The sequence below is a fragment of the Nocardia blacklockiae genome (assembly GCF_015477355.1).
Classification (GTDB): Bacteria; Actinomycetota; Actinomycetes; order Mycobacteriales; family Mycobacteriaceae; genus Nocardia; species Nocardia blacklockiae.
The window spans coordinates 300,184-324,378 of sequence record NZ_JADLRJ010000008.1; the positions used below are offsets into that span (position 1 = coordinate 300,184).

General features: G+C 69.4%; 20 protein-coding genes. 12 read left to right on the forward strand and 8 right to left on the reverse strand.

Going from position 1 to position 24,195, the window contains the following annotated elements; translation table 11 throughout:
* Positions 1-64: 64 nt before the first annotated feature.
* Both IU476_RS24665 and IU476_RS24670 read right to left on the reverse strand, forming a co-directional pair.
* Complete coding sequence (locus tag IU476_RS24665) at positions 65-1,549, reverse strand: MFS transporter (protein WP_195103847.1); 1,485 nt, start codon at positions 1,547-1,549, stop codon at positions 65-67.
* Positions 1,550-1,726: 177 nt separating this feature from the next.
* On the reverse strand, positions 1,727-2,395 hold the full coding sequence (locus IU476_RS24670) for a FadR/GntR family transcriptional regulator (RefSeq protein WP_195103848.1): 669 nt from the start codon (positions 2,393-2,395) through the stop codon (positions 1,727-1,729).
* Positions 2,396-2,550: 155 nt separating this feature from the next.
* On the opposite strand from IU476_RS24670, the gene IU476_RS24675 reads away from it, so the two are divergent.
* The 6 genes from IU476_RS24675 (at position 2,551) to IU476_RS24700 (ending at position 10,564) form a co-directional block, all read left to right on the forward strand.
* Positions 2,551-3,699 (forward strand): MFS transporter, encoded by a 1,149-nt coding sequence (locus tag IU476_RS24675; protein ID WP_195104015.1) that lies wholly within the window; start codon positions 2,551-2,553, stop codon positions 3,697-3,699.
* A 371-nt stretch (positions 3,700-4,070) separates the two neighbouring features.
* A complete protein-coding gene (locus IU476_RS24680) occupies positions 4,071-5,564 on the forward strand; it encodes a nitrate/nitrite transporter (protein WP_438944062.1) in 1,494 nt (497 codons plus the stop codon).
* A gap of 23 nt (positions 5,565-5,587) precedes the next feature.
* Positions 5,588-8,167: a nitrite reductase large subunit NirB gene (gene nirB / locus IU476_RS24685; RefSeq protein WP_195103850.1), complete on the forward strand. Its 2,580-nt coding sequence runs from the start codon at positions 5,588-5,590 to the stop codon at positions 8,165-8,167.
* 65 nt (positions 8,168-8,232) lie between these two features.
* Complete coding sequence (nirD, locus tag IU476_RS24690; protein ID WP_195103851.1) at positions 8,233-8,628, forward strand: nitrite reductase small subunit NirD; 396 nt, start codon at positions 8,233-8,235, stop codon at positions 8,626-8,628.
* Entirely contained in the window at positions 8,625-9,851 is a 1,227-nt protein-coding gene (locus IU476_RS24695) for a uroporphyrinogen-III synthase (protein WP_195103854.1), read from the forward strand. The genes nirD and IU476_RS24695 overlap by 4 nt, the downstream gene beginning before the upstream one ends.
* Positions 9,848-10,564, forward strand: a complete 717-nt coding sequence (locus IU476_RS24700) for a sirohydrochlorin chelatase (protein WP_195103856.1) — start codon at positions 9,848-9,850, stop codon at positions 10,562-10,564. Before IU476_RS24695 ends, IU476_RS24700 begins: the two co-directional genes overlap by 4 nt.
* Before the next feature lie 264 nt (positions 10,565-10,828).
* On the opposite strand, the gene IU476_RS24705 is transcribed toward IU476_RS24700, so the two are convergent.
* Positions 10,829-11,893, reverse strand: coding sequence for an aldo/keto reductase (locus IU476_RS24705; protein ID WP_195103858.1), 1,065 nt, complete (start codon positions 11,891-11,893; stop codon positions 10,829-10,831).
* A gap of 118 nt (positions 11,894-12,011) precedes the next feature.
* On the opposite strand from IU476_RS24705, the gene IU476_RS24710 reads away from it, so the two are divergent.
* The 3 genes from IU476_RS24710 (at position 12,012) to IU476_RS24720 (ending at position 14,507) form a co-directional block, all read left to right on the forward strand.
* Entirely contained in the window at positions 12,012-12,839 is an 828-nt protein-coding gene (locus IU476_RS24710; RefSeq protein ID WP_195103860.1) for a helix-turn-helix transcriptional regulator, read from the forward strand.
* Between the two features lie 112 nt (positions 12,840-12,951).
* A complete protein-coding gene (locus IU476_RS24715) occupies positions 12,952-13,398 on the forward strand; it encodes a VOC family protein (RefSeq protein WP_195103862.1) in 447 nt (148 codons plus the stop codon).
* A 131-nt stretch (positions 13,399-13,529) separates the two neighbouring features.
* Positions 13,530-14,507 (forward strand): alpha/beta hydrolase, encoded by a 978-nt coding sequence (locus IU476_RS24720; protein WP_195103864.1) that lies wholly within the window; start codon positions 13,530-13,532, stop codon positions 14,505-14,507.
* Between the two features lie 3 nt (positions 14,508-14,510).
* Here the strand turns inward: IU476_RS24720 and IU476_RS24725 are convergent, their stop codons facing one another.
* Positions 14,511-16,214, reverse strand: coding sequence for a metallophosphoesterase (locus tag IU476_RS24725; protein ID WP_195103866.1), 1,704 nt, complete (start codon positions 16,212-16,214; stop codon positions 14,511-14,513).
* A 122-nt stretch (positions 16,215-16,336) separates the two neighbouring features.
* Here IU476_RS24725 and IU476_RS24730 point away from each other — a divergent pair, with 122 nt between their 5' ends.
* The 3 genes from IU476_RS24730 to IU476_RS24740 all read left to right on the forward strand — a co-directional run bounded on the left by IU476_RS24730 (position 16,337) and on the right by IU476_RS24740 (position 20,268).
* On the forward strand, positions 16,337-16,672 hold the full coding sequence (locus IU476_RS24730; protein ID WP_195103869.1) for a TfoX/Sxy family protein: 336 nt from the start codon (positions 16,337-16,339) through the stop codon (positions 16,670-16,672).
* Positions 16,673-16,858: 186 nt separating this feature from the next.
* Complete coding sequence (gene casG, locus IU476_RS24735) at positions 16,859-18,496, forward strand: steroid-24-oyl-CoA synthetase (protein WP_228824214.1); 1,638 nt, start codon at positions 16,859-16,861, stop codon at positions 18,494-18,496.
* A 35-nt stretch (positions 18,497-18,531) separates the two neighbouring features.
* Positions 18,532-20,268 carry an N-acyl-D-amino-acid deacylase family protein gene (locus tag IU476_RS24740; RefSeq protein ID WP_195103871.1) on the forward strand — a complete coding sequence of 579 codons (1,737 nt, stop codon included), beginning with the start codon at positions 18,532-18,534 and terminating at the stop codon, positions 20,266-20,268.
* Positions 20,269-20,358: 90 nt separating this feature from the next.
* On the opposite strand, the gene IU476_RS24745 is transcribed toward IU476_RS24740, so the two are convergent.
* The 4 genes from IU476_RS24745 to narH all read right to left on the reverse strand — a co-directional run bounded on the left by IU476_RS24745 (position 20,359) and on the right by narH (position 24,166).
* Positions 20,359-20,811 (reverse strand): anthrone oxygenase family protein, encoded by a 453-nt coding sequence (locus tag IU476_RS24745; RefSeq protein ID WP_324194259.1) that lies wholly within the window; start codon positions 20,809-20,811, stop codon positions 20,359-20,361.
* A gap of 169 nt (positions 20,812-20,980) precedes the next feature.
* The gene (gene narI / locus IU476_RS24750; protein ID WP_195103873.1) at positions 20,981-21,724 is read right to left on the reverse strand and encodes a respiratory nitrate reductase subunit gamma; all 744 of its coding nucleotides are present in this window, start codon (positions 21,722-21,724) and stop codon (positions 20,981-20,983) included.
* Positions 21,721-22,401, reverse strand: a complete 681-nt coding sequence (gene narJ / locus IU476_RS24755) for a nitrate reductase molybdenum cofactor assembly chaperone (protein WP_195103874.1) — start codon at positions 22,399-22,401, stop codon at positions 21,721-21,723. Before narJ ends, narI begins: the two co-directional genes overlap by 4 nt.
* 31 nt (positions 22,402-22,432) lie before the next feature.
* Positions 22,433-24,166, reverse strand: coding sequence for a nitrate reductase subunit beta (narH, locus tag IU476_RS24760; RefSeq protein ID WP_228824292.1), 1,734 nt, complete (start codon positions 24,164-24,166; stop codon positions 22,433-22,435).
* Between the last annotated feature and the right edge of the window lie 29 nt (positions 24,167-24,195).

Sequence of the window (24,195 nt, forward strand, 5' to 3'; positions counted from 1 at the left end):
CGGATCGGTCGGTGGCACAGAGCGTTACCCGCTTACTTGATCATCTGTTCGGGAACGCGAAGCGTTACACATGCGCGTAGGCCAGTGACGGCGCCCGCCGCACCGCGAACGACGACCGCAGATAGCACCACCACGTCAGCGCGCCCATCGCCAGGAACGCCACCGCGTAGGCCCAGAAGGCCGGCGACATGCTGCCGAAGTGGTTGTTGGACAGGCGCAGTGCCTGTTGCAGCACCCAGCCGCCGGACGCGCCCACCGCGCCGATCACCCCGATCGCCGCGCCCGCCTGGCGCTTCGCCGAGATCATCGCCGCCGCGGTGTCCTCGCCCGCCTCGCTGGCGCGGCGCTTGGACTCGGCGATGAAGATCGACGGGATCATCCGGTAGGTCGAGCCGTTGCCGACCCCGCTGAGCACGAACAGCAGCAGGAACGAGATCAGGTACAGCGGAAAGCTTTTCGCCGACAGCGCGGCCATGATCAGCACCGTCGACACCGCCATTCCGGCGAACACGTAGAACGTGATGCGGCCGCCGGTCAGCCGGTCGGAGATCCAGCCGCCGAACGGCCGGCTCATCGAGCCCACCAGCGCGCCGAGGAAGGCCAGGTTGCCGATCGTGCTCATCCAGCCGATCTTGGCCAGGTCGGGGAAGTTGGCCTTGAGCAGGGTCGGGAAGGCGAAGGAGAAGCCGATGAACGAGCCGAAGGTGCCGACGTAGAGCACCGCCATCACCCAGGTGTGCGGGTTGGTCAGCGCCAGGCGGTAGGACCGGCCGTCGGCCTTGGCCCCGGTGATCGAGTCCATGTAGCGCAGCGCGCCGACCATCGCGACCAGGATGAACGGAATCCACATCAGGGTGGCGAGGGTGATGCCGAAGCGGTAGCCGCCCGCGTCCTTGGCCATCAGGTGGGTGCCCAGCGTGATGATCAGCGGGACGAACAATTGTGTCTGTGCCACACCGAGATTGCCGCCCGCCGCGTTGATGCCCAGGGCCGCGCCCTTCTTGCCCTCGGGGAAGAAGAAGTTGATGTTGGCCATCGACGACGAGAAGTTGCCGCCGCCGACGCCGGCCAGCGCGGCCAGCAGCATGAACACCCAGAACGGCGTGCCCGGCTGGTTGACGAACCACGCCAGCCCCAGCGTCGGCAGCAGCAGCATGCCGGCGCTGAACACGGTGAACGCCCGGCCGCCGAAGCGCGGGATGGCGAAGGTGTAGGGAATCCGCAGCGCCGCGCCGACCAGCGTCGGGGTGGAGGTCAGCAGCAGCGAATTGCCCACGGCGACCGGATCGCCCTTGCCGAGCCCGGCCAGGAAGTCGAAGCCGGCCGGGCCCATCGCGGTGACCACGCTGGCCCACAGCACCCAGATGCTGAAGCCGAGGTTCTCGGCGAACACCGAGAACAGCAGATTCTTGCGCGCGGTGCGCTTTCCCCCACTCTCCCAGAAGGTTTCGTTGTCCGGTTCCCAGTGCTCCAGCCAGCGCCCGCGGGTCTGATGCTGGAAGACGGCTGCGTCCGGCTCGGTGCGCACACCGGCGTCGGTGGTGGTCATCGGCGCTTCCTCTCACGAAGGGCGACCGCCCTCGTCGTGGCGTCCCGGCCGCGTGCACGGCGGGACCACCTGCGGTCGCGACCACCGTACGAATGTGGCGTTACGCACACGTCGCGCGAGATGACGGGCCGGGCAAATCACGCTCACCCGTGCCCCGACGCCGCGGTGACGACTCGTTTACTTGTCCGGATACTCGGCGAGGAGGGAGCCGAGGAAACAGTTGGCGGCCCGCGCCGCGCGCTCGGGGTCGCCCTCGATCACCGCGTGCACCAGCTCGGCGTGCTCGGCGTGGAAGGTGTCGCCGGATTTCGCTGTGCGACTGCGGATTCCCTCTTCGATCACCGGCAGCAGCGAATCGTAGAACTCCAGATACACCGCGTTGTGGCTCGCCACCACGATAGCCCGGTGCAGCTCCACGTCGGCCTCGATGGCTCCCGGATTGTCCTCGTCCCAGGCCTGTCGGCGTTCTTCCAGCAAGCGCAGCATATTGGCGATGTCGGTGTCGTCGCGGCGCTGCGCGGCCAGTCGCGCGGCCTGCGTATCCAGGGCCTGCCGCAGCTCGAGGATGTCGCGCTCGACGGCGTCGGCGAAGTATTTCGCCAGGGTGCCGCCCAGGTCGGAGGTGGCGATCACGTAGGTTCCGGAACCTTGGCGACGCTCCAGCATCCCGGCGTGCACGAGCGCCTGCACGGCCTCGCGCACCGTGTTGCGGCCGGTGCCGGTGAGCTCGGTCAGCTCCGGCTCGGTGGGGATGCGGGAGCCGACGGGCCAACGGCCGGAACGGATTTCGGCACGCAGCTGCTCGGTCACCTGAGCGATGAGACTGGTGCGACGGACGGGCTGCACGCAGAACAGAGTACCCCTGCTCACATTCTTTGCGTCCGATCATCCAATCATCCTATGATTTTTACGTGACGGTAACCGTTGAGCACACCACGGCCGAGGTCCGGCGCCGCCGCTCGTTGATCGAGGGGCGGCTGCTCGTGTTCGCCGCCATCCTCATGTCGGCGTTCACGCTGCGGCTCGCGGTCACCGCCTTCACCCCGCTGGCCGAGCGGATCGGCGCCGATATCGGCTACTCGACGGCCGTCGTCGGCGTATTCGGGATGATCCCCACCGCCATGTTCGCCTTCGCCGGGGTGCTGACGCCGATCTTCGTGCGCCGGCTCGGCCTCGAGCGCACCGCGCTGGTGGCGATGCTGATGGCCGGCGTGGGACAGCTGGCCCGCGCGGCCGTGCCCGACACCTGGGAGCTGCTGGTGCTCTCGGCGCTGGCGCTGGCCGGGATGGGCATCGGCAACGTGGTGATTCCGCCGCTGGTCAAGCGGTACTTCGCCGATCACCTGGCGGTGCTGAGCTCGCTCTACATCACCATGGTGCAGCTGGGCACGGTGCTGCCGGCGCTGATCGCGGTGCCGGTCGCCGACGCGGCGGGCTGGCGGGTGTCGCTCGGACTGTGGTCGCTGGTGGGCTTCGCGGCCGCGCTGCCGTGGCTGGGCGTGCTGCGCGGGCGTCGCGGGCACGATCAGGCCGACCGCACCGCGCTGCCGGCCGAGGCGCGGCCCGCCGGGGCCAAGGTGTGGCGCTCGCCGGTGGCGTGGGGCATGGCCGGAATGTTCGGCATGACCTCGCTGAGTACCTACGCCATGTTCACCTGGCTGCCCAAGATCCTGTCCGACGCCGGCGCGTCCGCGGCGTTCGGCGGCACCATGGTCGGCGTCTTCGCGATGATCGGTCTGGTCGCCGCGCTCGGCGCCCCGAGTGTGACGGCGCGCGTGCGCAATCCGTTCCCGGTCGTGATCGCCTGTGCCGTCTGCTTTTTCGTCGCCTTCGCGGGTCTGCTGACCGCGCCGATGGCCGCGCCGTGGCTGTGGGTGGTGCTGCTGGGCCTGGGGCCGAGCACCTTCCCGATGGCGCTGACCCTGATCAATCTGCGCACTCGCACGCAGGCCGGCTCGGCCGCGCTGTCGGGGTTCACCCAGGGCGTCGGCTACCTGGTCGCCTGCGTGGGGCCGCTGCTGTTCGGCGTGCTGCACGACGTGACCGGCGGCTGGGGCGCGCCGTTCGCGCTGTTGTCGGTGGCGGTGCTGGTGCTGCTGACCGGGGCGTGGCAGGCGTGCAAGCCCCGCATGCTGGAAGACACCTGGTGAGGCTCCCGGCATCCCGGCGAAAAGCGTGCCGGGATGCCGGGAATGGGGAGTCGCGGGATGGTGGGGCGGTGCGCGCCGCGAATTCACCGTAGGACTTGCCGTGCGGTGAGGTGTGGGCCAATATGTTGGCCATCGGGTGTGAGTGTGGGCCAAAACACTTGCCGCCGTTGACCTCACCGATCCGTCGGCGTCGGGTGGGCGCTTTTTGACGCGCCGAAACCGTTGTGTCACACGGACGAAACAATCGGCCGGTTCTCACGGGCACCCCCCGATATTCGTGAGCAACCGTTGATTTGACGGTCATTTCGCGCAGCATCGGCGCAATACCCGTTTCCTACCTTGGGGCCATCCCGGATTTCAGGAGGCCTTTGGTGAGCACGCTGACGCGCAATCACGACATCGAGCATTGGGATGCCGAGGACGTCGAGGCATGGGAGGCGGGCGGCAAGAATGTCGCCCGCCGGAACCTGGTCTGGTCGGTGTTCGCCGAGCACATCGGGTTCTCGGTGTGGTCGATCTGGTCGGTGATGGTGCTGTTCATGCCCGCCGACGTGTTCCACATCGACACCGCGGGCAAGTTCTTCCTCGGCGCGGTCCCGACGCTGGTCGGCGGCGTGCTGCGGATTCCCTACACCGTGGCCACGGCCAAGTTCGGCGGCCGCAACTGGACCATCTTCTCCGCGCTCGCGCTGCTGGTGCCGGTGCTGCTGACGCTGTACTTCATCAACCAGCCCGGCACCTCGTACACGACATTCCTGATCGTGGCGGCGTTCGCGGGCCTGGGCGGCGGCAACTTCGCCTCCTCGATGGCCAATATCAACGTCTTCTACCCGCAGCGGCTCAAGGGCTGGGCGCTGGGCCTCAACGCGGGCGGCGGCAATGTCGGCGTCCCGGTGATCCAGTTGATCGGCCTGGCCGTCATCGCCACGCTGGGCAACGCCTACGGGCACGCCTCGGTCGTCTGCCTGGTGTACCTGGCGCTGGTGGTGACCGCGGCCACCGGCGCGGCGCTCTACATGGACAACGTGCGCAACCAGAAGGCCGACTACTCCTACATGATCACGGCGCTGAAGGTGCCGCAGTCGTGGGCGATCGCGTTCCTCTACATCGGCACGTTCGGCTCGTTCATCGGCTACAGCTTCGCCTTCGGGCAGGTGTTGCAGGTCAGCTTCGTGGCCGGGGGCGGCAAGCCCGCCGAGGCGGCGCTGCACGCCGCGCAGATCGCGTTCATCGGCCCGCTGCTCGGCTCGATCACCCGGCCCTACGGCGGCAAGTGGGCCGACCGGTTCGGCGGCAGCCGGGTCACCCTGTACAGCTTCGGCGCCATGACGCTCGCCACCCTCGCGGTCGCGGTCGCCAGCGCGGTCGCCGACGGCAACAACCACGTGCCCACCGGCGCGGTGATGGCGGCCATGGTGATCGGCTTCATCGCCCTGTTCGTGGTGTCGGGCATCGGCAACGGCGCGGTCACCAAGATCATCCCGTCCGTGTTCGACGCGAAATCCCGCAGCCTGCAAGCAGATTCGGCCACTCGGGCGGCCTGGTCGCAGAACACCTCGGGTGCGCTGATCGGTTTCGTCGGCGCGGTCGGCGCGCTCGGCGGCGTCGGCATCAACCTGGTGCTGCGCTCCTCCTACGCCTCCACCAAGTCCGCCACCACCGCCTTCTGGGTGTTCATGGTCTTCTACCTGGTCTGCGCCGCGGTGTGCTGGGCGGTGTTCCTGCGCCGGCCGAGCGCCCGCCGCCGCCCGGAGCCGGATGTGGTCGTGGAGGCCGAGACCTTCGTGCTCGAGGCCGAGCTCGAATCCGAAAACCACTTGTCCGGCAACGCATCCCCGTCCACCAACCGTCGGCCCGGGGCCTGACGAGAACCACTCGGAGGACAGACATGAACCCCACTGTGGAACCCACCCAGCGCAAGACCGTGGTGGTCGTCGGTCACGGCATGGTCGGCCACCGGTTCGTCGAGGCCCTGCGCTCGCGCGACACCGACGGCCGCTGGCAGGTCGTGATCCTCAGCGAGGAGCCGCGCCCGGCCTACGACCGCGTCGGCCTGTCGTCGTACGTCGGCGCCTGGGACGCGAGCGCGCTGGCGCTGCCCGGCAACGAGTACGCCGGTGACGCTCTGGTCGATCTGCGGCTCGGTGTCTCCGCCGAGGCCGTGGACCGCGCCGCCCGCAAGGTCACCACCTCCACCGGCGACGTGATCGGTTACGACGCACTGGTTCTCGCGACCGGGTCGTACGCCTTCGTGCCGCCGGTGCCGGGCCACGACCGGCCGGAGTGCTTCGTCTACCGCACCATCGAGGATCTCGACGGCATCCGCGCGGCGGCGGAAGCGGCCGGGGAGGGCGCGGTCGGCGTCGTGGTCGGCGGCGGACTGCTGGGTCTCGAGGCCGCGAACGCGTTGCGGCTCATGGGAATCACGCCGCACGTGGTCGAATTCGCGCCGCGGCTGATGCCCGTGCAGGTCGACGAGGGCGGCGGCGCGATCCTGGAGCGCCTGGTCACCGATCTGGGCCTGCACGTGCACACCGGCGTCGGCACCTCCGCGATCGAGGCGGCGGAAGACGGTGCGGGACTGCAGGTCACGCTGTCGGACGAATCGACCATCGACGCCTCGCTGGTGGTGTTCTCCGCCGGCGTCCGCCCGCGCGACCAGATCGCCCGCGACGCCGGGCTCGAGGTCGGGCCGCGCGGCGGCGTCATCACCGACCTGGGCCTGCGGAGTTCCGACCCCAACATCTACGCCGTCGGCGAGGTCGCCGCCGTGGAGGGCACCTGCTACGGCCTGGTCGCCCCCGGCTACACCACCGCCGAGATCGTGGCGGACCGATTGCTCGGCGGCGCAGGCGAATTCCCCGGTGCGGACCTGTCCACCAAGCTGAAGCTGCTCGGCGTGGACGTGGCCAGCTTCGGCGACGCACACGGCACCACCGAGGGCGCGCTGTCGGTCGTGCTGCACGACGCGGCCAAGGGCACCTACGCCAAGCTGGTCATCTCCGACGACGCCAAAACCCTGCTCGGCGGCATCCTGGTCGGCGACGCCTCGCAGTACGCGGCGCTGCGCCCGCTGGTCGGCAGCGAATTACCCGCCGAGCCCGCGGCCCTGATCTCGCCCGCCGGTGCGGAACTCGGCGCCGACGCGCTGCCCGACGACGCGCAGATCTGCTCCTGCAACAACGTCTCCAAGGGCGCCATCTGCGGCGCCATCGCGGACGGTGCCTGCGACATCCCGGGCATCAAGAGCTGCACCTCCGCCGGAACCTCCTGCGGCGGTTGCGTTCCCATGCTCAAGAAGCTGCTGGAGCAGTCGGGCGTGGCGATGTCCAAGGCGCTGTGCGAGCACTTCGAGCAGTCGCGCGCCGAGCTGTTCCAGATCGTCCAGGTCACCGGCATCCGGACGTTCTCGGAGCTGATCACCAAGTACGGCAAGGGAACCGGCTGCGACATCTGCAAGCCGACGGTCGCCTCCATCCTGGCCTCGACCTCGAGCGACCACATCCTCGAGGGCGAGCAGGCCGCCCTGCAGGACACCAACGACCACTTCCTGGCCAACCTGCAGAAGAACGGCACCTACTCGGTGGTGCCGCGGATGCCGGGCGGCGAGTGCACGCCGGAGCAGTTGATCGAAATCGGGCAGATCGCCAAGGATTTCGGGCTCTACGTGAAGGTCACCGGCGGCCAGCGCATCGACCTGTTCGGTGCGCGGGTCGAGCAGCTGCCGAAGATCTGGCAGCGCCTCGTCGATGTCGGCATGGAGTCCGGGCACGCCTACGGCAAGTCGCTGCGCACGGTGAAGAGCTGCGTCGGATCCACCTGGTGCCGCTACGGGCAGCAGGACTCGGTCGGCATGGCGGTGCTGCTGGAGAAGCGGTATCGCGGGCTGCGGTCGCCGCACAAGCTGAAGCTGGCCGTGTCCGGGTGCGCTCGCGAATGCGCGGAGGCGCGCGGCAAGGACGTCGGCGTCATCGCCACCGAGAACGGGTGGAACCTCTACGTCGGCGGCAACGGCGGCCTCACCCCGAAGCACGCGGTGCTGCTGGCCGGCGACCTCGACGACGAGACGCTGATCAAGTACATCGACCGGTACCTGATGTTCTACATCCGCACCGCCGACCGGCTGCAGCGCACCGCGCCCTGGCAGGAGGCGCTCGAGGGCGGCATCGAGCATGTCAAGCAGGTGGTGTGCGAGGACTCGCTCGGCATCGCCGACGAGCTGGAGGCGGCCATGGCCAAGCACGTCGCCGGGTACAAGGACGAGTGGTCGGCGGTGCTCGAGGACCCGGAGAAGCTGTCGCGGTTCGTGTCCTTCGTCAACGCGCCGGAGGAGAGCGACCCGACCATCGGCTTCGACGACAGCGGCGAGCGTAAGGTCCCGGTGCTGCTCGGCATGCCCGAGGTGCCCGTCACCAGCGGCGTTGCGGCCCAGGCCGGCGCCGTCCAGAGCGCCACGCACGGGAAATAGGCGCGTAATCGCCCGGAAACAGGGCGCCGGTACCAATGGGTAGGGCGTTCGGAGGAGAGTTACCGATGACCGTGATCGACACACCCGGCATTGCTCAGGTCACCACCGCTGGTTGGACCTCGGCCTGCCGGCTGGACTATCTGATTCCCGGCCGCGGCGTCGCGGTGCTGCTGCGCGGTGGCCGCCAAGCCGCGCTGTTCCTGCTGCCGGACGGCTCGCTGTACGCCGTCGGCAACATCGATCCGTTCGGGCGGGCCGCGGTGATGTCGCGCGGCATCGTCGGCGATCGCGGCGGCGTGCCCGTGGTGGCGTCGCCGCTGCTCAAGCAGGCGTTCTCGCTGATCGACGGGCACTGCCTGGACGACGAGTCGACGGGCCTGCCGGTGTACGCCGTGCGCGTGGTCGACGGCATCGTCGAGGTGTCCAACGAGCCCGTGGGTTGTCCCGAGGACTCCGCATGAGCAGTGATCTCACCGGTAATGCCGCCTGCCTGGAGGGTTTCACCATCGGTGTCACCGCCGCGCGGCGCGCCGACGAACTGGCCACGCTGCTGACCCGGCGCGGGGCGAACATCATGTCCGCTCCCGCGATCCGGATCATTCCGCTGGCTGACGACAACGAACTGGAGCGGGTGACCCGGCAGCTGGTCACCGACCCGCCGCAGGTCGCCGTCGCTACCACCGGCATCGGTTTCCGCGGCTGGATGGAAGCCGCGGAAGGGTGGGGCCTGGCCGAGGATCTGCGCACGACGCTGGGCTCCACCCGCCTGCTGGCGCGCGGCCCGAAGGCCAAGGGCGCCATCCGCGCCGCGGAGTTGCGCGAGGAGTGGTCCCCGGCCTCGGAGTCCTCGGCGGAGGTGCTCGACCACCTGCTCGCCGAGGGCGTCGAAGGCATCCGGATCGCGGTGCAGCTGCACGGCGCGACCACCGAATGGGAGCCCGTGCCCGACTTCTGCGAGGTCTTGCGCTGTGCCGGAGCCGATGTCGTGCCGGTGCCGGTGTATCGCTGGATCCCGCCGCAGGATCCGACGGCGATGGACCGGATGATCGAGGCCATCGTCACCTCGGCGCTGGACTGCGTCACCTTCACCAGCGCGCCGGCCGTGGCGTCGACGCTCATGCGCGCCAAGGAAACCGGGCTGCTGGAAGCGGTGCTGCACGCCTTCCGCTCGCGGGTGCTGCCCGCGTGCGTCGGGCCGATCACCGCAGCGCCGCTGGAGGAGCTGGGCGTGGCCACCACCATGCCCGGCCGGGCGCGACTGGGCGCGCTGGCCCGGCACGTCGCCGAGGAATTGCCCCGGCGCGCCAACCGGATTCACGCCGCGGGGCACATTCTCAGCGTGCGGGGCGGGTGCGTGGTGGTCGACGGCCAGGTGCGGCAGCTGGCGCCCGCGCCGATGGCGCTGATGCGAGCCCTGGCGCGACAGCCCGGACGGGTGGTGTCGCGCGAAGATCTGCTGGCGGCCCTGCCCGGCGGCGGCGACGACACCCACGCGGTGGAGACCGGCATCGCCCGGCTGCGCGCGGGCCTCGGCACCCCGAAAGCCATTCAGACCGTGGTGAAGCGGGGCTACCGCTTGGCACTCGACCCCGCCGAATGCATCGACAACAACCCCCGCCCGCCCGTCGGCTACGGCCCGTCGCTGCGCCCGCAGCGGCCCACGCCCATGGCGGGAGTGTGGTGACCGATCCCGCCCTGGTGCTGGTCGCCCACGGCACCAGGAGTTCGCGGGGCGTGCAGATGATCGCCGATTTGGCAGAGGCGGTGTCGCGGGAGTTGGGGGCGGGTGTGCCCGAGCCCGTGGTGCGTACGGCGTTCGTGGACGTGCTCGGGCCTTCCCCCGCAGAGGTGCTGCGCGACCTCGGTTCCGTTCCGGTCGTGGTGGTTCCGGCGTTCCTGGCGTCCGGATACCACGTGTATCAAGACGTGCCGCGCGAGGTCGCCGAGAGCGGGCACCCGTCCGTCGCGGTGACCCCCGCGATGGGCCCGGAGCCGGCACTGGCTCGCATCATGCGGGTGCGGTTGCGCGCCGCGGGCTGGCGTCCCGGCGACGCCGTGGTCTTCGCCGCCGCCGGCTCCTCCGACGCCCGCGCCCGCCACGACGTCCGCCGCGCGGCCCGGCTGCTCGGCGACGACCTCGACGCCCCGGTGCGGGTGGGCTACATCGCCACCGGCGCGCCCCGCGTACCGGAAGTCGTTGCCTCCCTCCGGGAATCGGGCGCCCGCCGAGTGTTCATCGCCTCGTATCTGCTGGCCCACGGACTCTTCCACCAACGCCTGCACGACTGCGGCGCGGACGGCGTGGCCGAGCCCATCGGCGTCCACCCCGCCGTGGTCCGCCTCCTCGTCGACCGCTACCGCACCGCCGCCCGCGAACTCGCCCGCGCCGCAGCCTGATTCACATCGCACGTGCTCCGGCCGCGACATCACCGCTGCGGCCGGAGCCGAACTTCATGGCCCGGCCGCCGGGCGACCGTTCGAACTCGATGCCCTTCGCGGTTACGCACCGGTTAGATGCGCGAGATGTCCCGCGCCGCAGCCCGATTCGCTGACGCATACCGTCAGCGGTGGGGCTGGATAGTGAGGCCGCCGGTATCACTGGTGCACCGCCTCAGTGGCAGGGCTCGGTGGTGAGGCCGCCGGTTTCTCTGGTGTACCGCGTCAGCGGCGGGGTTCGATGGTGAGGCCGCCGGTGGTGACCGTGCGGGTCATGTCTCGGGCCAGCATGTCGTGGGGGAAGCCGAGGGTGATGGCGCTGGACTCGTCGAGGCGGGTTAGTTGGGTGGTGTCGAATTCGATGTCGAGCGCGCCCAGGTTGTCCTCGAGTTGGTCCGGCGTGCGGGCACCGATGATCGGGGCGGTGACGGCGGGGTTCTGCAAGGTCCAGGCCAGGGCTACCTGGGCGGGGGTGCGGCCGAGTTCGGTCGCGACCTGCTTGACCACGTCGGTGATCGCGAGTCCTCGTTCGGTCAACTGGTTCTGGGCCAGGGCGATGTTCTTGCGGGTGCCCTCGGGGGAGCCCACGCTCTCACCGTCGAGGTCGGCCCGGGTGTACTTGCCGGTGAGCACGCCGCTCGCCAGCGGTGACCACGGGATCACGCCCAGGCCCAGTTCGCGCGCCATCGGGATCAGGTCCCGTTCCGCGGTGCGCTCGATGAGGTTGTACTCCACCTGCAGAGCCACCAGCGGCGACCAGCCACGCAGGTCGGCGATGGCCTGCATGCGCGAGACCTGCCAGGCCGGCGTATCGGAGATCGCCACGTACAGCACCTTGCCCTGGCGGACCAGATCGTCGAGCCCGCGCAGAATCTCCTCGACCGGGGTGTGGAAGTCCCAGGCGTGCAGGTACAGCAGGTCGATGTAATCGGTATTCAGTTGCCGCAGACTGGCTTCCACTGAGCCGAACATGCTCTTGCGGTGATTGCCACCGGCATTCGGGTCGCCCGGCCGCCGCTGCATCGTGTATTTCGTTGCCAGCACCAGGCTTTCGCGATTGTCGCGAGTGAACTCGCCCAGCAGCCGCTCGGAGCTGCCGTTGGTGTACATGCTGGCCGTGTCGATGAAGTTGCCGCCGCGCTCGAGGTACAGGTCGAGCAGCTTGCGCGACTCCTCGCGCTCGGCGCCCCAGCCCCAGTCGGCGCCGAAGGTCATGGTGCCCAGCGCCAGCGGGGAGACCCGCAGCCCGGAGCGGCCCAGCAGCCGGTAGGTGTCGAGGGTGAGGGACATGGTGTCCTCCTGTGTCGATTCCGTCGTCGGAATCGAGTCTGCGACGGCCGCGAGCAGGGGGTAAGGGAAGGTTTTTCCTGGGAGCGCCGGTCCCAGGCTGCCCGTAGGATCGATCCCGATGACTGGCACGGTGGATGCGACACAGGAGTTGGGCGCGTTCCTGCGGGCCCGGCGCGAACGGCTGGACCCGCGGGATGTCGGGCTGCCCGCGCGGCGGGCCCGGCGCACGCCCGGGTTGCGGCGCGAGGACGTTGCCGAGCTGGCGGGCGTCAGCACCGACTACATCGTGCGGCTGGAACAGGGGCGGGGGTTGCGGCCTTCGGCGGAGGTGCTGGAGGCGCTGGCCAGAGCGCTGCGACTGGGCGCCGACGAGCGCGCCTACCTGTTCGACCTGGCCCGCCAGCGCCAGCCTGATGACGGCAAGCCCGCCACGACTGCGGCCCCGGCGCTGGAGCTGCTGGTGGCCGACCTGTCACCGCTGCCCGCGATGGTGGTGAACCACCGCTACGACATCCTGACGTGGAATCGCGAGATGTGCAGGCTCCTACTGGATTTCGACACCCTGCCGCCGTCGCAGCGCAATTCGATGTGGATGTGCCTGCTGCATCCGGGGATGCGCGAGTTCTTCGCCGACCGCGAACGCACGGTGCGCGAGGGCATCGCGGACCTGCGGGCGGCCTGGGCGGCGCATCCGGACGATCGGGTACTCGCCGATCTGATCCGCGAATTTCGTTCCCGCAGCGAGGAATTCGAGATGCTGTGGGCGAAGCGGGATGTCCGGGTGAACGGGCGCGGCCGCAAGACGCTGGTGCACCCCGACGTCGGCGCGGTCACGGTGGCCTACGAGGCGCTGATGCCTTTGCAGGATCCCGATCAGCGGTTGATCATCTACCGCGCCGCCGACGAGGCCAGCCAGGCGGCGTTGGACCGACTGGCCGAGAGCTAGTCCGACAGCGTCGCGGAAAATTTCGCGGAAATCTCGAGAAGTGTGTCGAATCGGCGTGACGGGCTCCGACCTTCGGGTGACACCACGTTGGAACAACCCACAGGAGCACCTCATGACCGGCATCAGCACCTTCCTCTGGTTCGACAGCGAGGCCGAGCAGGCGGCCGAGTTCTACACCTCGGTGGTCGCGGATTCCCGCATCACCGGCGTCACCCGCAATCCCGACGGGTCGGCGTTCGTGGTCTCCCTCGAGCTGGCGGGCCACGCCTTGACCCTGATGAACGGCGGTCCCGGCCACCCGTTCACCGACGCGGCTTCGATCCAGCTCGTCGTCGACACGCAGGACGAGGTCGACGGGCTCTGGTCGGCGCTGACCGCGGGCGGCGCGCCCGGCCCGTGCGGCTGGCTGACCGATCGCTACGGGCTGTCCTGGCAGATCGTTCCCGCGCAGCTGCCCACGCTGCTGGGCGGCGACCGGGCCGACGCGGTGGCGGCGGCGCTGCGCACCATGTCGAAGATCGACCTGAAGGTCTTGCAGGACGCGCACGATCGCGGCTGAGGACCACCGCCTCCTCGGTTGCGGAACGAGTGCGGTCAGGTAGCCGGAAGGTCCCGACGGCACGGCATCGCCTGCCGAACACGCCGGGAGCCACACCGAGATACGCTGCGCGCCGGTGCGATACTGCCTCCATGCCCCGGCTTCTGCGCTGCCTGACCGTCCTGTTCGCGATGTTTGCCACCATTGTGCCGGTCACCGCCACCGCCGCACCCGGCGACGGCCCGGCCATCCTCGACGTGCGCCCGCTCGGCGGCCGCCAGTTCGAGGTGGTGGTCCATTCGGCCGCGATGAACCGCCCGATCACGGTGTGGGTATCGCACCCCGACGCGCCCGCCCCGGCGTTGTACCTGCTCAACGCCATCGACGGTGGCGAGGACGGCGGCCCGTGGACCACTCGGACCGACGTCGCGCAGTTCTTCGCCGACAAGCCCGTGAACCTGATCGTGCCGATGGGCGGTCGTGCCAGCTACTACACCGACTGGGTCTCCGACGATCCGGTACTGGGCCGCAACCAGTGGTCGACGTTCCTCGTGCGGGAACTGCCGCCGCTGCTGGAACAGCGCTTCCAGATGACCGGCCGCAATGCCGTTGCGGGAACGTCGATGTCGGCGACCTCGGCGCTGGATCTCGCGATCGAGGCGCCCGGCATGTATCAGGCCGTCGGCTCCTACAGCGGCTGCCCGCGCACCAGCGACCCGGCGGCGCGCGCCTATGTTCATTCGCAGCTCGGTATCTTCGGAGCCAATGCCTCGAACATGTGGGGCGGCCCGGACAATCCGGCGTGGTCGGCGCACGACCCGGTGCTCAACGCCGACCGGCTGCGCGGCACCGCCGTCTACCTCTCGGCCGGCACCGGCGGTCCGGGCGTGCACGACACCCTCGCCGACCCGTCGATCGCCGGCAACGCGGCCAAGCTCGCCGATCGGCTCGCGGTGGGCGGCGCGATGGAGTCGGTCGTCAACGGCTGCACCCGCGTACTGTCGGATCGCCTTGCGGCACTGGGCATCCCGGCCACCGTCGCGCTGCGGCAGGGCACCCATGCCTGGCCCTACTGGCAGGACGACGTGCACGACTCCTGGCCGCTGTTCGCCGCCGCCCTGGGAGTATGAGCGTCAGGCGCGCACCTGGCGGCGGTAGGTGACCTTGTCGAACTCGCGCCCGTACTCGTCGACCGCGACGACGTCCATCTCGCTGGCGAAGAAACCCGGCCGCACGTCGACCCGGATGAAGGAATAGTTGCGGAACCGCACCCGTGACCAGGGCGCCGACTCGTCCTGCCGGTCGCCGCCCGCGGTCCACACGTAGCTGTTCGGCACGGTGGTGTCGGCGACCTCGTGGCCGCGGTAGGTCTCCTCGGAGCCGGGCTGGAAGCCGTAGCGCGGCCGCCCGCCGCCGCCGACGGTGTAGTACACCGTGCCGTCGGTCTCCGGGTAGACGACCGCGTTGTCGCCCGCGGCCTTCGTCGGCCGTCCCGCCCGGATCGGGTCGGTGCGTTCGAAGATGTGATTGTGGCCCTGAAGCACCAGATCCACCTGGTAGCGATCGAACAGACCGCACCACGCGTCGCGCAGGCCGCCGTCGCTGGCATGCGAATCGGTCGTCGAGTACGCGCAGTGGTGGAAGAAGCAGACCAGGAAGTCGATGTTCGGATCGGCCCGGTACCCGGCGAGAGTGCGCTCCACCCAACCGGTCTGGCCGCCGCCGGAGTATCCGGTGTTGGCCTTGATCTCGTAGGAGACGTCGTTGGCGTCGAGCGAGAGTACCGCCACGTTGCCGTAGGTGAACGAGTACGCCGACGGGCAGCCGCTCGGTCCGTTGCCCGGAAAGTCCAGGCGCGCAAGGTGTCCGCCGTAGCCGTTGGTGTCGTAGGCGGCCTCCATGTCGTGGTTGCCGGTGGCGAACATCCACGGCGTGGTCGACGCGCTGGCCTCGATCGCCCCGAAATACACGTCCCACACATAGGGATTGAACTTGTCGAAGCCGCCGGGCGCGTGGCCGCCCGCGGGGACGAACTGGGGGCTCTTGCCCGCGCCGGAAGGGTCGGCGTAGGCGATGTCACCGGCGAGGACGTGGAAATCCGGTCGGGCGGCGACGATTTGGCGCATCACGTTGTCGGCGTGGCGCACCGTCGGCTCGTTGTCGGCCTTGTAGTACATGTCGTCGTAGTCGCCGGGCGCGACACCGGCGGGCAGGCCCGGCGTCTCGTCGGTGCCCTGGTCGCCCATCATGGTGAAACGGAAGGGCAGCACCGCGTTTCGAGCCGTCGGCATGGCGGTGGCGGCGGCGCGGACGTCACCGGTGAAGCCGTCGGAGGTGCGCCAGCGGTAGAAGTGCGGCACCCGGCCCGGGAGTCCGTCGACCGGCGCGTGCACGTAGAACTGCTCGGCCGCCAGCACACCGCCGTCGCTGCTGGGGATCTGGGTCACCAGGTTACGCACCTCGGCCTCTAGGCTCGCGCCGAGCGCGGGGGTCGGGCCGTGGTCGAGAAAGACCTTCGCGCCGTGCGGATTTCGGGACAGCTGGGCCGAAAAGCGGAGCTGGCCCGCGGCATCGGCGCCGAAGCCGACGCGCCGCCCGGCGACGGTCAGCTGGGCGTCCTGCGCGTAGGCGCGGCCCGCGAACGGTGTGGCGCCCGCTGCCGCTACGGCCGCCGCGGCGGCCGAGCCCCGCAGGAAATTGCGCCGCGAGACCGCGTGCCGGCGCAGGTACGCGCGGTGCCATTCGTACTGCTCGGCCATGGTCATGCTGGCGGCCAGCGGCTCCGGGATGCCCGTGTCGGGGATGTCACCGGCCGGGTTCAGGCGATTCGACGGCATGGAAGTGGATGCTCGTCCAGGGCGGGGGTCCTGGCAACCGCCGACCTCGCCGTCGGTGGGGAATTCTCGATGAATTCTGCGTGCGGGGCGAACTTGTCGGTGGTGCGGGCCACAATGCCGGTATGGCCTACGACGAGGAACTGGCGGAGCGGATCCGGGACCTGCTCGGTCCGGCCCTGCCCGACACGGTCGAGAAGAAGATGTTCGGCGGGCTGGCCTTCCTGGTCGGCGGCAATATGGCGGTCGCCGCCAGCGGCAAGGGCGGCTTGATGGTCCGGGTCGACCCGGCCGCGGCCGAGGCGCTCGTGGACGGGGAACACGTCGCGCCGATGGTCATGGGCGGGCGTCCCATGCGCAACTGGCTACGGGTGGATACGGCCCTGATCGCCGAAGACGACGTGCTCGAGGAGTGGATACAGCGCGGCGTCGAGTACGCGCGCGGCCTTCCGCCCAAGTAGGCCGCGGACAGGGCCGGCCGCAGGCCGTGAGCGGCCGATCCGTGGTCAGCGGGTCCCGTCGGGTGCTACCGTGTGTGCCACGTCACGATAACTGCAACGGGTTCTATTTTGTGGGCGGACTCGCGGCAGCGTTCGGCGGCGCGTACCCGCAGGCGGCGTTCGCTGCGGTGCGGAGGAGAGGGTGCCTTGACGAATACTGTTGATCCGCAGGCCGTGGCGGCCCGTGTCACCGCCGAGTTGACCGGTCCGGGCGGGCCGTTCGAGATGACGGTCGAGCAGGTGCTGGGCGCTCCGATCCCGGTGCTGCGCGAGCGGCGGCGGTCGCTGGGGGAGATGCTCGACGACTCGGCCGTCTGGGGCGAGCGGGAATACCTGGTGACCGCGGACGGTCGGATGTCGTTCGGCGAGCACGCAGCCGCGGCGGGAGCGCTCGCGCAGGCGCTGGCGGACCGGTACGGCGTCGGCAAGGGCGACCGCATCGCGATCCTGGCGGCCAACACCCCCGAGTGGGTGGTGGCGTTCTGGGCCGCACAGTGCCTGGGCGCGATCGCCGTCGGCTACAACGCCTGGTGGGCGCCCCGGGAGATCGAATACGCCCTCGCGCACACCCGCCCGGCCGTGGTGATCGCGGATGCGAAACGGGCCGGGCGGCTTTCGGGTGTTCCGGTGCTCACCATGGAGGACGACCTGCCGCACTTGATCGCCGAGTATTCCGGTGCGCGTCCGCGCGCGGCTGTTGCCGAGGACGATCCGGCGGTGATCCTCTACACCAGCGGCACCAGTGGGCGGCCCAAGGGCGTGGTGCATTCGCATCGAAACCTGGTGGCGGTCACCGACTATCACCGCTTCACCGACGCGATGGTGGCGGGCCTGCGCGGTCAGCCGCACCGGGAGCCCAGCGACAAGCGGTTCCTGCTCACCTCGCCCCTGTTCCACATCGCGAGCCTGCACAATCTGGTCATCCCCCGCCTGGCCACCGGCGCCGCCGTCGTGCTCCACCAGGGCTCCTTCGACGTCGACCGGGTGCTGCGGCTGGTGGAGCGCGAGCGGGTCACCAACTGGGGCGCGGTGCCGACGATGGCGAGCCGGATGCTCGACCACGACCTGTCCGGCTACGACCTGTCCTCGCTGGCGGCGTTCTCGCTCAATGCCGCGCCCTCGTCCCCGGCGTTCCATCAGCGGCTGCGCGAACGCCTGCCGGTCGCGCAGATCGCGCTCACGACGAGTTACGGGCTCACCGAAAGCGGCACGGCCGCAACGGTTGCCACGCCGCCCGAGCTAGCTGCGCACCCGGAGACCGTGGGCCGCCCGATTCTCGGTGTGGCGGTCGAGATCCGCGACCCGGAGGGCCGTCCGCTGCCCGACGGCGCGGAGGGCGAGATCTGCATCCGCAGCCCCTACGTGATGCTGGGCTACTGGGACGACGAGTCCGCCACCGCGGCGGCCATCGACGGCGAACGCTGGCTGCGCACAGGCGATTTCGGCACTCTCGAAGACGGCCGCCTCCGATTGTCCGGCCGCCGTAGCGATCTCATCCTGCGCGGTGGGGAGAACGTGTACCCCACCGAGATCGAGAACGTGCTCGACGAGCATCCGGCGGTGCTCGAGTCGGCGGTGCTCGGGGTGGCGCACGCCGACCTGGGCCAGGAGGTCGCCGCCGTCGTGGTGGTCGCCGACCCGGCCGCCGTCGCCGCGGCCGACCTGCGCGATTTCGCCGCCGAGCGGCTGGCGTACTTCAAAGTGCCCGCCCGCTGGGTGATTACCGACAAACCCTTGCCGCGCAACGCGACCGGGAAAGTCGTCCGCCGTGAGATAACGATCTGAGGGCGGGGCGGTCCGCCGTCGAAAGAGGAAAGCCGATGTACGACAGCATCATCAAGGGCGGCCGCTGGTTCGACGGTACCGGCGCCGCGTCCGCCGTCCGCAACCTGGGCATCCGCGACGGCCGCGTCGCCACCGTGTCCGCGGAGCCGCTCGACGAAAACGGTTGCGATACGGTCGTCGACGCGGCGGGCAAGTGGGTGATCCCGGGCATGATCGACATCCACACCCACTACGACGTGGAGGTGCTGCTGGATCCGTCGCTGTCGGAGTCGGTGCGGCACGGCGTCACCACGGTCCTGCTCGGCTCGTGCTCGCTGTCGACCGTGCACGTCGGCGCGGAGACGGCCGGTGACCTGTTCGGACGGGTGGAGGCGATTCCGCGCCGGCACGTCATCGAGGCCGTCGGCGATCTCAAGTCCTGGCGCGACGCGCACGAGTACGCCGCAGCGCTGGAAGCGCTGCCGCTCGGCGCGAATGTCGCGAGTTTCCTGGGTCATTCGGACGTCCGAGCCGCGGAGATGGACCTGGATCGGGCCACGCGCAAGGAGGTGCGGCCCACCGCCGCCGAGCTCTCGGCGATGCGGCGCAAACTGGTCGAGGCGCTGGACGCGGGCTTCGTCGGGATGTCCTCGCAGCAACTGCTGTTCGACAAGCTGGACGGCGAGCTGTGCCGATCGCGCACTCTCCCTTCGACTTACGCGACCAGCAGGGAGCGCGGCAAGCTCAACGCGGTGCTGCGCGAGCGGCACCGGGCGCTCCAGGGCGGCCCGGACGTCTCGCGACCGCAGAGCGTGGTGACCATGGCCGCGAGCAGCCTCGGGATCTGGCGCGAGCCGCTGAAGGTGAGTCTGCTGTCGGCCGCCGACATCAAAGCGATTCCGTTCATCGCGTACCTGTTCCCGGCGCTGGCGCGGATCCTGAACGGGCTCGGCGCCGATTTCCGGTGGCAGCACCTGCCGGTGCCGTTCGAGGTGTACGCCGACGGTATCGACCTGGTGGTGTTCGAGGAATTCGGTTCCGGCGCAGCGGCTCTGCACCTGTCGAACCAGCTCGAGGAGCGGCAGGAGTTGCTGCGGAGCGAGGACTACCGGCGGCGGTTCCGCAAGGACTACGACAAGAAGTACGGGCCGCGGGTGTGGCATCGCGACTTCTTCGACGCCGAGATCGTGGACTGCCCCGACCGGTCGGTCATCGGCAAGACGTTCGGGCAGGTCGGGGTGGAGCGCGGCGTGCATCCGGTGGACGCGTTCCTGGATCTGGTCGTCCGACACGGTGGCAAGGTGCGGTGGCGTACCACCATCTCCAATCACCGGCCGCGGGTGCTGGACCGGTTCGCCGCCGATCCCGGTGTGCAGCTGGGCTTTTCGGACGCGGGTGCGCACCTGCGCAATATGGCCTTCTACAACTTCGGGCTGCGGTTGCTGCGGCGGGTGCACGAGGCCGAGCGGGCGGGGCGGCCGTTCCTCCGGCTGGAGCAGGCCGTGCACCGGCTCACCGGCGAACTCGCCGACTGGTACGGGTTGGCGGCGGGGCGTCTGCGCGTCGGCGACCGGGCGGACGTGGTGGTCATCGATCCGGAGCGCCTGGACGACAGTCTCGACGCCTATGCCGAGCAACCGGTCCCGTACTACGGGAACCTGCCGCGCATGGTGAATCGCAACGACGCCACGGTGTCGTCCGTATTCATCGGCGGCACATACGTATTCGGCGAGGGCAAGGCCGATGCGGTGCTGGGGACCCGGCGCACCGGGCAGTTCCTGCGCGCTGCCTGACTCGCGAAGGAGAGGTCGGTACAGGGAACGCAGACGAGGCCCGACCGGATAGTCGAGCCCTGCCTGTCTCTCGCGGTCGTCGATGTCTGCTCATCCGCGCCCGGCGCACCGCAGTGCCCAGGCGAGGGCGCCGACGGCAGCGGTGTTGGCGACGCCGCGCAGAATGTTCAACCGCACCCACGAGTCCTCGAACTGCTCGCGCAGCGCCGCGAAATCGCCACCGGTGGTGTCCGCGAGCTGGTTGTTCAGCGGAATGTTGCCCCCCGCGCTGATCAGGAAGCTGATCACATTGAGCGCCAGCGCCGCCAGCACCCACCACAGCACCATCCGCTGATCCGCCCGCAGATGCAGCGCCGCCGCCACCCCCGTGAACACGATCGACCCCAGAAAGCTGAACATGAACACCGGATTGACGATCACCACGTTGATCCGATTCATCACATCCACGAACGTCCGATCATCCACCTCCCGCAACGCCAACATCACCGAGCTGGCATAGGCATAGAACACCCCGGCCAACAACCCGGTCGAAATGGTGGCCACCACAAGAGAAGCGGAGCCGAGAGCCGAAGTAGCGGAACTTGCCTGCGTCGTTGTCATGCCCCAAGTACACCGCCCCAGGCGAGATCCCAACATCGCTACAACGCTCCACCACATAATCGAGCGTCCAGGGGGAGAGCTGGCCGCGCGGGTCGTCGGTCGTGAAGGCGGGTCAGCGGGTTCGGGTTGGGGGGATTACTGGGGAGTCCCAGGCTCGGGCGTAGCGGCGTTTGTCGGGGGCGTTGGATTCTTTGGCGCGGTAGACGATGTAGGGGCGGAGGAAGTAGCCGAGGGGGGCGCTGAACATGTGGACGAGGCGGGTGTAGGGCCAGAAGGCTATGAGGGTGAGGACTATGAGGGCGTGGGCCTGGAAGGTCCAGGGGGTGCCGGTCATGAGGTCGGGGGCGGGGTGGAGGGTGAACAGGCTGCGGAACCATGGGGAGACGGTTTCGCGGTAGTTGTGGCGGCCCCACAGGAGGTTGCTGCCGACCGTGTTGAGCAGGCCGGTGAGCAGGGCGGCGGCCAGCAGGACGTACATCGCCTTGTCGTTGGTGGTGGTGGCCTGCCGGACGGCGGGGACGGTGAGGCGGCGGTAGAGCAGGATCGCGATGCCCGCGATCACCGCGACGCCGGCCAGCGTGCCGGCGGACACCGCGACCACGTGGTAGAGGTGTTCGGAGATGCCGACGGCCGCGGTCCACGACTCGGGGACGAGCACGCCGAGCACGTGCCCGCCGATGACGCCGAGCATCCCGAAGTGGAACAGCGGGCTGCCCAGGCGCAGCAGCCGGCTCTCGTAGATCTGCGAAGACCTTGTGGTCCAGCCGAATTGGTCGTTGCGGTAGCGCCACAGGTGGCCGAGGAGGAACGACGTGAACGCCACGTAGGGCAGGGTCATCCAGAGCATCGTGGTCATCGTCGGCCTTCCGATCCGGCGAACAGCGTGGGGTCCATCGCGAACGGATCCAGGCCGACCTCTTCCTCGGGCGGTCCCTGGGCGGCGAGTTCGGCGATGCGGCGGCGGTCCGCGGTGGTCAGCGGCGGCAGCGTCGCGACGACCGCGGCGAGCACGCTCGCATACGGAGAACCGCTGTCGGACAGCGAGAGTCGAAGCAGTTCGATGACGGGGACGTGCTCGCCGAGCAGCCGCTCGCCGCCGATCGGGTCGACGGTGGCGGCGAATTCGAGCAGTACCGGCAGGTGGTCGGGCAGCTCGCTGTCGCCGAGTTCGACTCCGGCGTGGCGGTAGGCGTGCTTGAAGCGCAGCAGCGCCATGCCGCGTTTGCGGGTGTCGCCGTAGGCGTAGTAGGTCAGGTGCAGGCTGGCGCGGCGGCGCAGGTCGAAGGTCTCGACGTACTGCTGAGCCAGGGCGAGGGGATCGGTCTCGCGCAGGTGTTGCAGGAACCGGTCCAGGTCCGCGCGCACCTCCGGCGGGAGTTCGGCTGTGGCGTCGGACAATTCGCCGGCCATCGCCAGGGTTTCCCGGCCCGGGTAGTCGAGGAGCAGGGCGGCGATCCTCCACACCAGGCGGCGGTCGCGTTCGGACATCTGCACGGCGGGCTGGGGTCGCCGACGCACTTTCAACAGGCTCACAGTGCGGATCCTCCGGGGCGTGCGGTCGTTCTCATCGGGGCGCTCCGCTAGGTGCGCGCGCCGTGACGCCGTTGCTCGCGGCGTCTGCACCGTTGCCGTTCGCAGCCCCGTTGCCGTTGGACCCGTTTGCCGCGGACCCGTTGTGCGCCGGTCTGTCAGCTTCCGACTCGTTCGCCCCGTTGCGCTCGGGTACCAGCCCGTTGGTCGACTTCCCGTCCCAGTTCAGCAGATTCACCCGATTCGACTTCTCCTCGGGCGCGGCCCCGTTGGTGTCGGTGAGGTGGAACTTCTCGGCCATCGTGTCGAACGCCGTCATCCCCGGACCGCCGTCGGTGTCCAGACTGCAGCCGGTGGCGAGTGAATCCAGCTCGTGCGCACGGGAAGTCGCACCGCTGGGGATCACGTAGCGGTGCTCGTACTTGGCGATGGCCAGCAGCCGGTACATGGCCTCGATCTCCTCCGGTTCGAGCCGCACCGACTCCGGGATCGTGAGGTCCGGCTCCTGTCCGAGGTTGATCGAGCGCATGAACGCCCGCATGCCCGCCAGCCGTTGCAGCGCCGCCCGGACCGGGCCGACGTCACCGGCCGTGAACAGTTCGGCCAGGTACTCGACGGGGATGCGCAGCGCGTCGATGGCGCCGAACAGGTTCGACATGTTCTCGCCGTCGTGCCCGGTCTCCGACAGCACGTCCACCACCGGCGACAGCGGCGGCACGTACCAGACCATCGGCATGGTCCGGTACTCCGGATGCAGCGGCAGCGCGATCTGGTAGTCGACGATCAGCTTGTACACCGGCGAATCCTGCGCCGCCTGAATCCATTCCGGCGAGATCCCGGCCCGCTCGGCCTCGGCGATCACGCGCGGGTCGTGCGGGTTGAGGAACACCCCGAGCTGCGCCGGGTAGAGATCCTTGTCGTCGGTGACCGACGCCGCCTCCAGCACCGCGTCGGCGTCGTAGAGCAGCACGCCGATGTAGCGCAGCCGCCCGACGCAGGTCTCCGAGCACACCGTCGGAATGCCGACCTCCACGCGCGGATAGCAGAACGTGCACTTCTCCGCCTTGCCCGTCTTGTGGTTGAAGTAGATCTTCTTGTACGGGCACCCGGTGACGCACTGCCGCCAGCCGCGACACTTGTCCTGGTCGACGAGCACGATGCCGTCCTCGGCGCGCTTGTAGATCGCGCCCGACGGGCACGAGGCCGCACAGGACGGATTGAGGCAGTGCTCGCAGATGCGCGGCAGATAGAACATGAAGGTCTGCTCGAATTCGAGCTTCACCTGCTCGGACAGCTTGGACAGCAACGGATCCCGGCCGACCTGCTCCGGCCCGGAACCCAGGTCGTCGTCCCAGTTGGCGCCCCAGGTGACCTTGGTGTCCTCGCCGGTGATCAGCGACTTCGGCCGCGCCACGGGGGTGGTGTCCATGGCCGGGGAGCTCAGCAGATTGTCGTAGTCGTAGCTCCACGGGTCGTAGTAGTCCGACACCGTGGGCAGATCCGGATTGGCGAAGATGTTGAGCAGCCGCTTCATTCGCGATCCGGACCGCAGGGTGAGCCGGCCGCGGCGGTTCAGGGTCCAGCCGCCCTTCCACTTCTCCTGATCCTGATACTGCCGCGGATAGCCTTGTCCGGGACGGGTTTCCACGTTGTTGAACCACACGTACTCGGTGCCGCCGCGGTTGGTCCACGCCTGCTTGCAGGTGACGCTGCAGGTGTGGCAGCCGATGCATTTGTCCAGGTTCATCACCATGGCCAGCTGTGCCATGACACGCATGTCAGTACTCCTTCCGACCC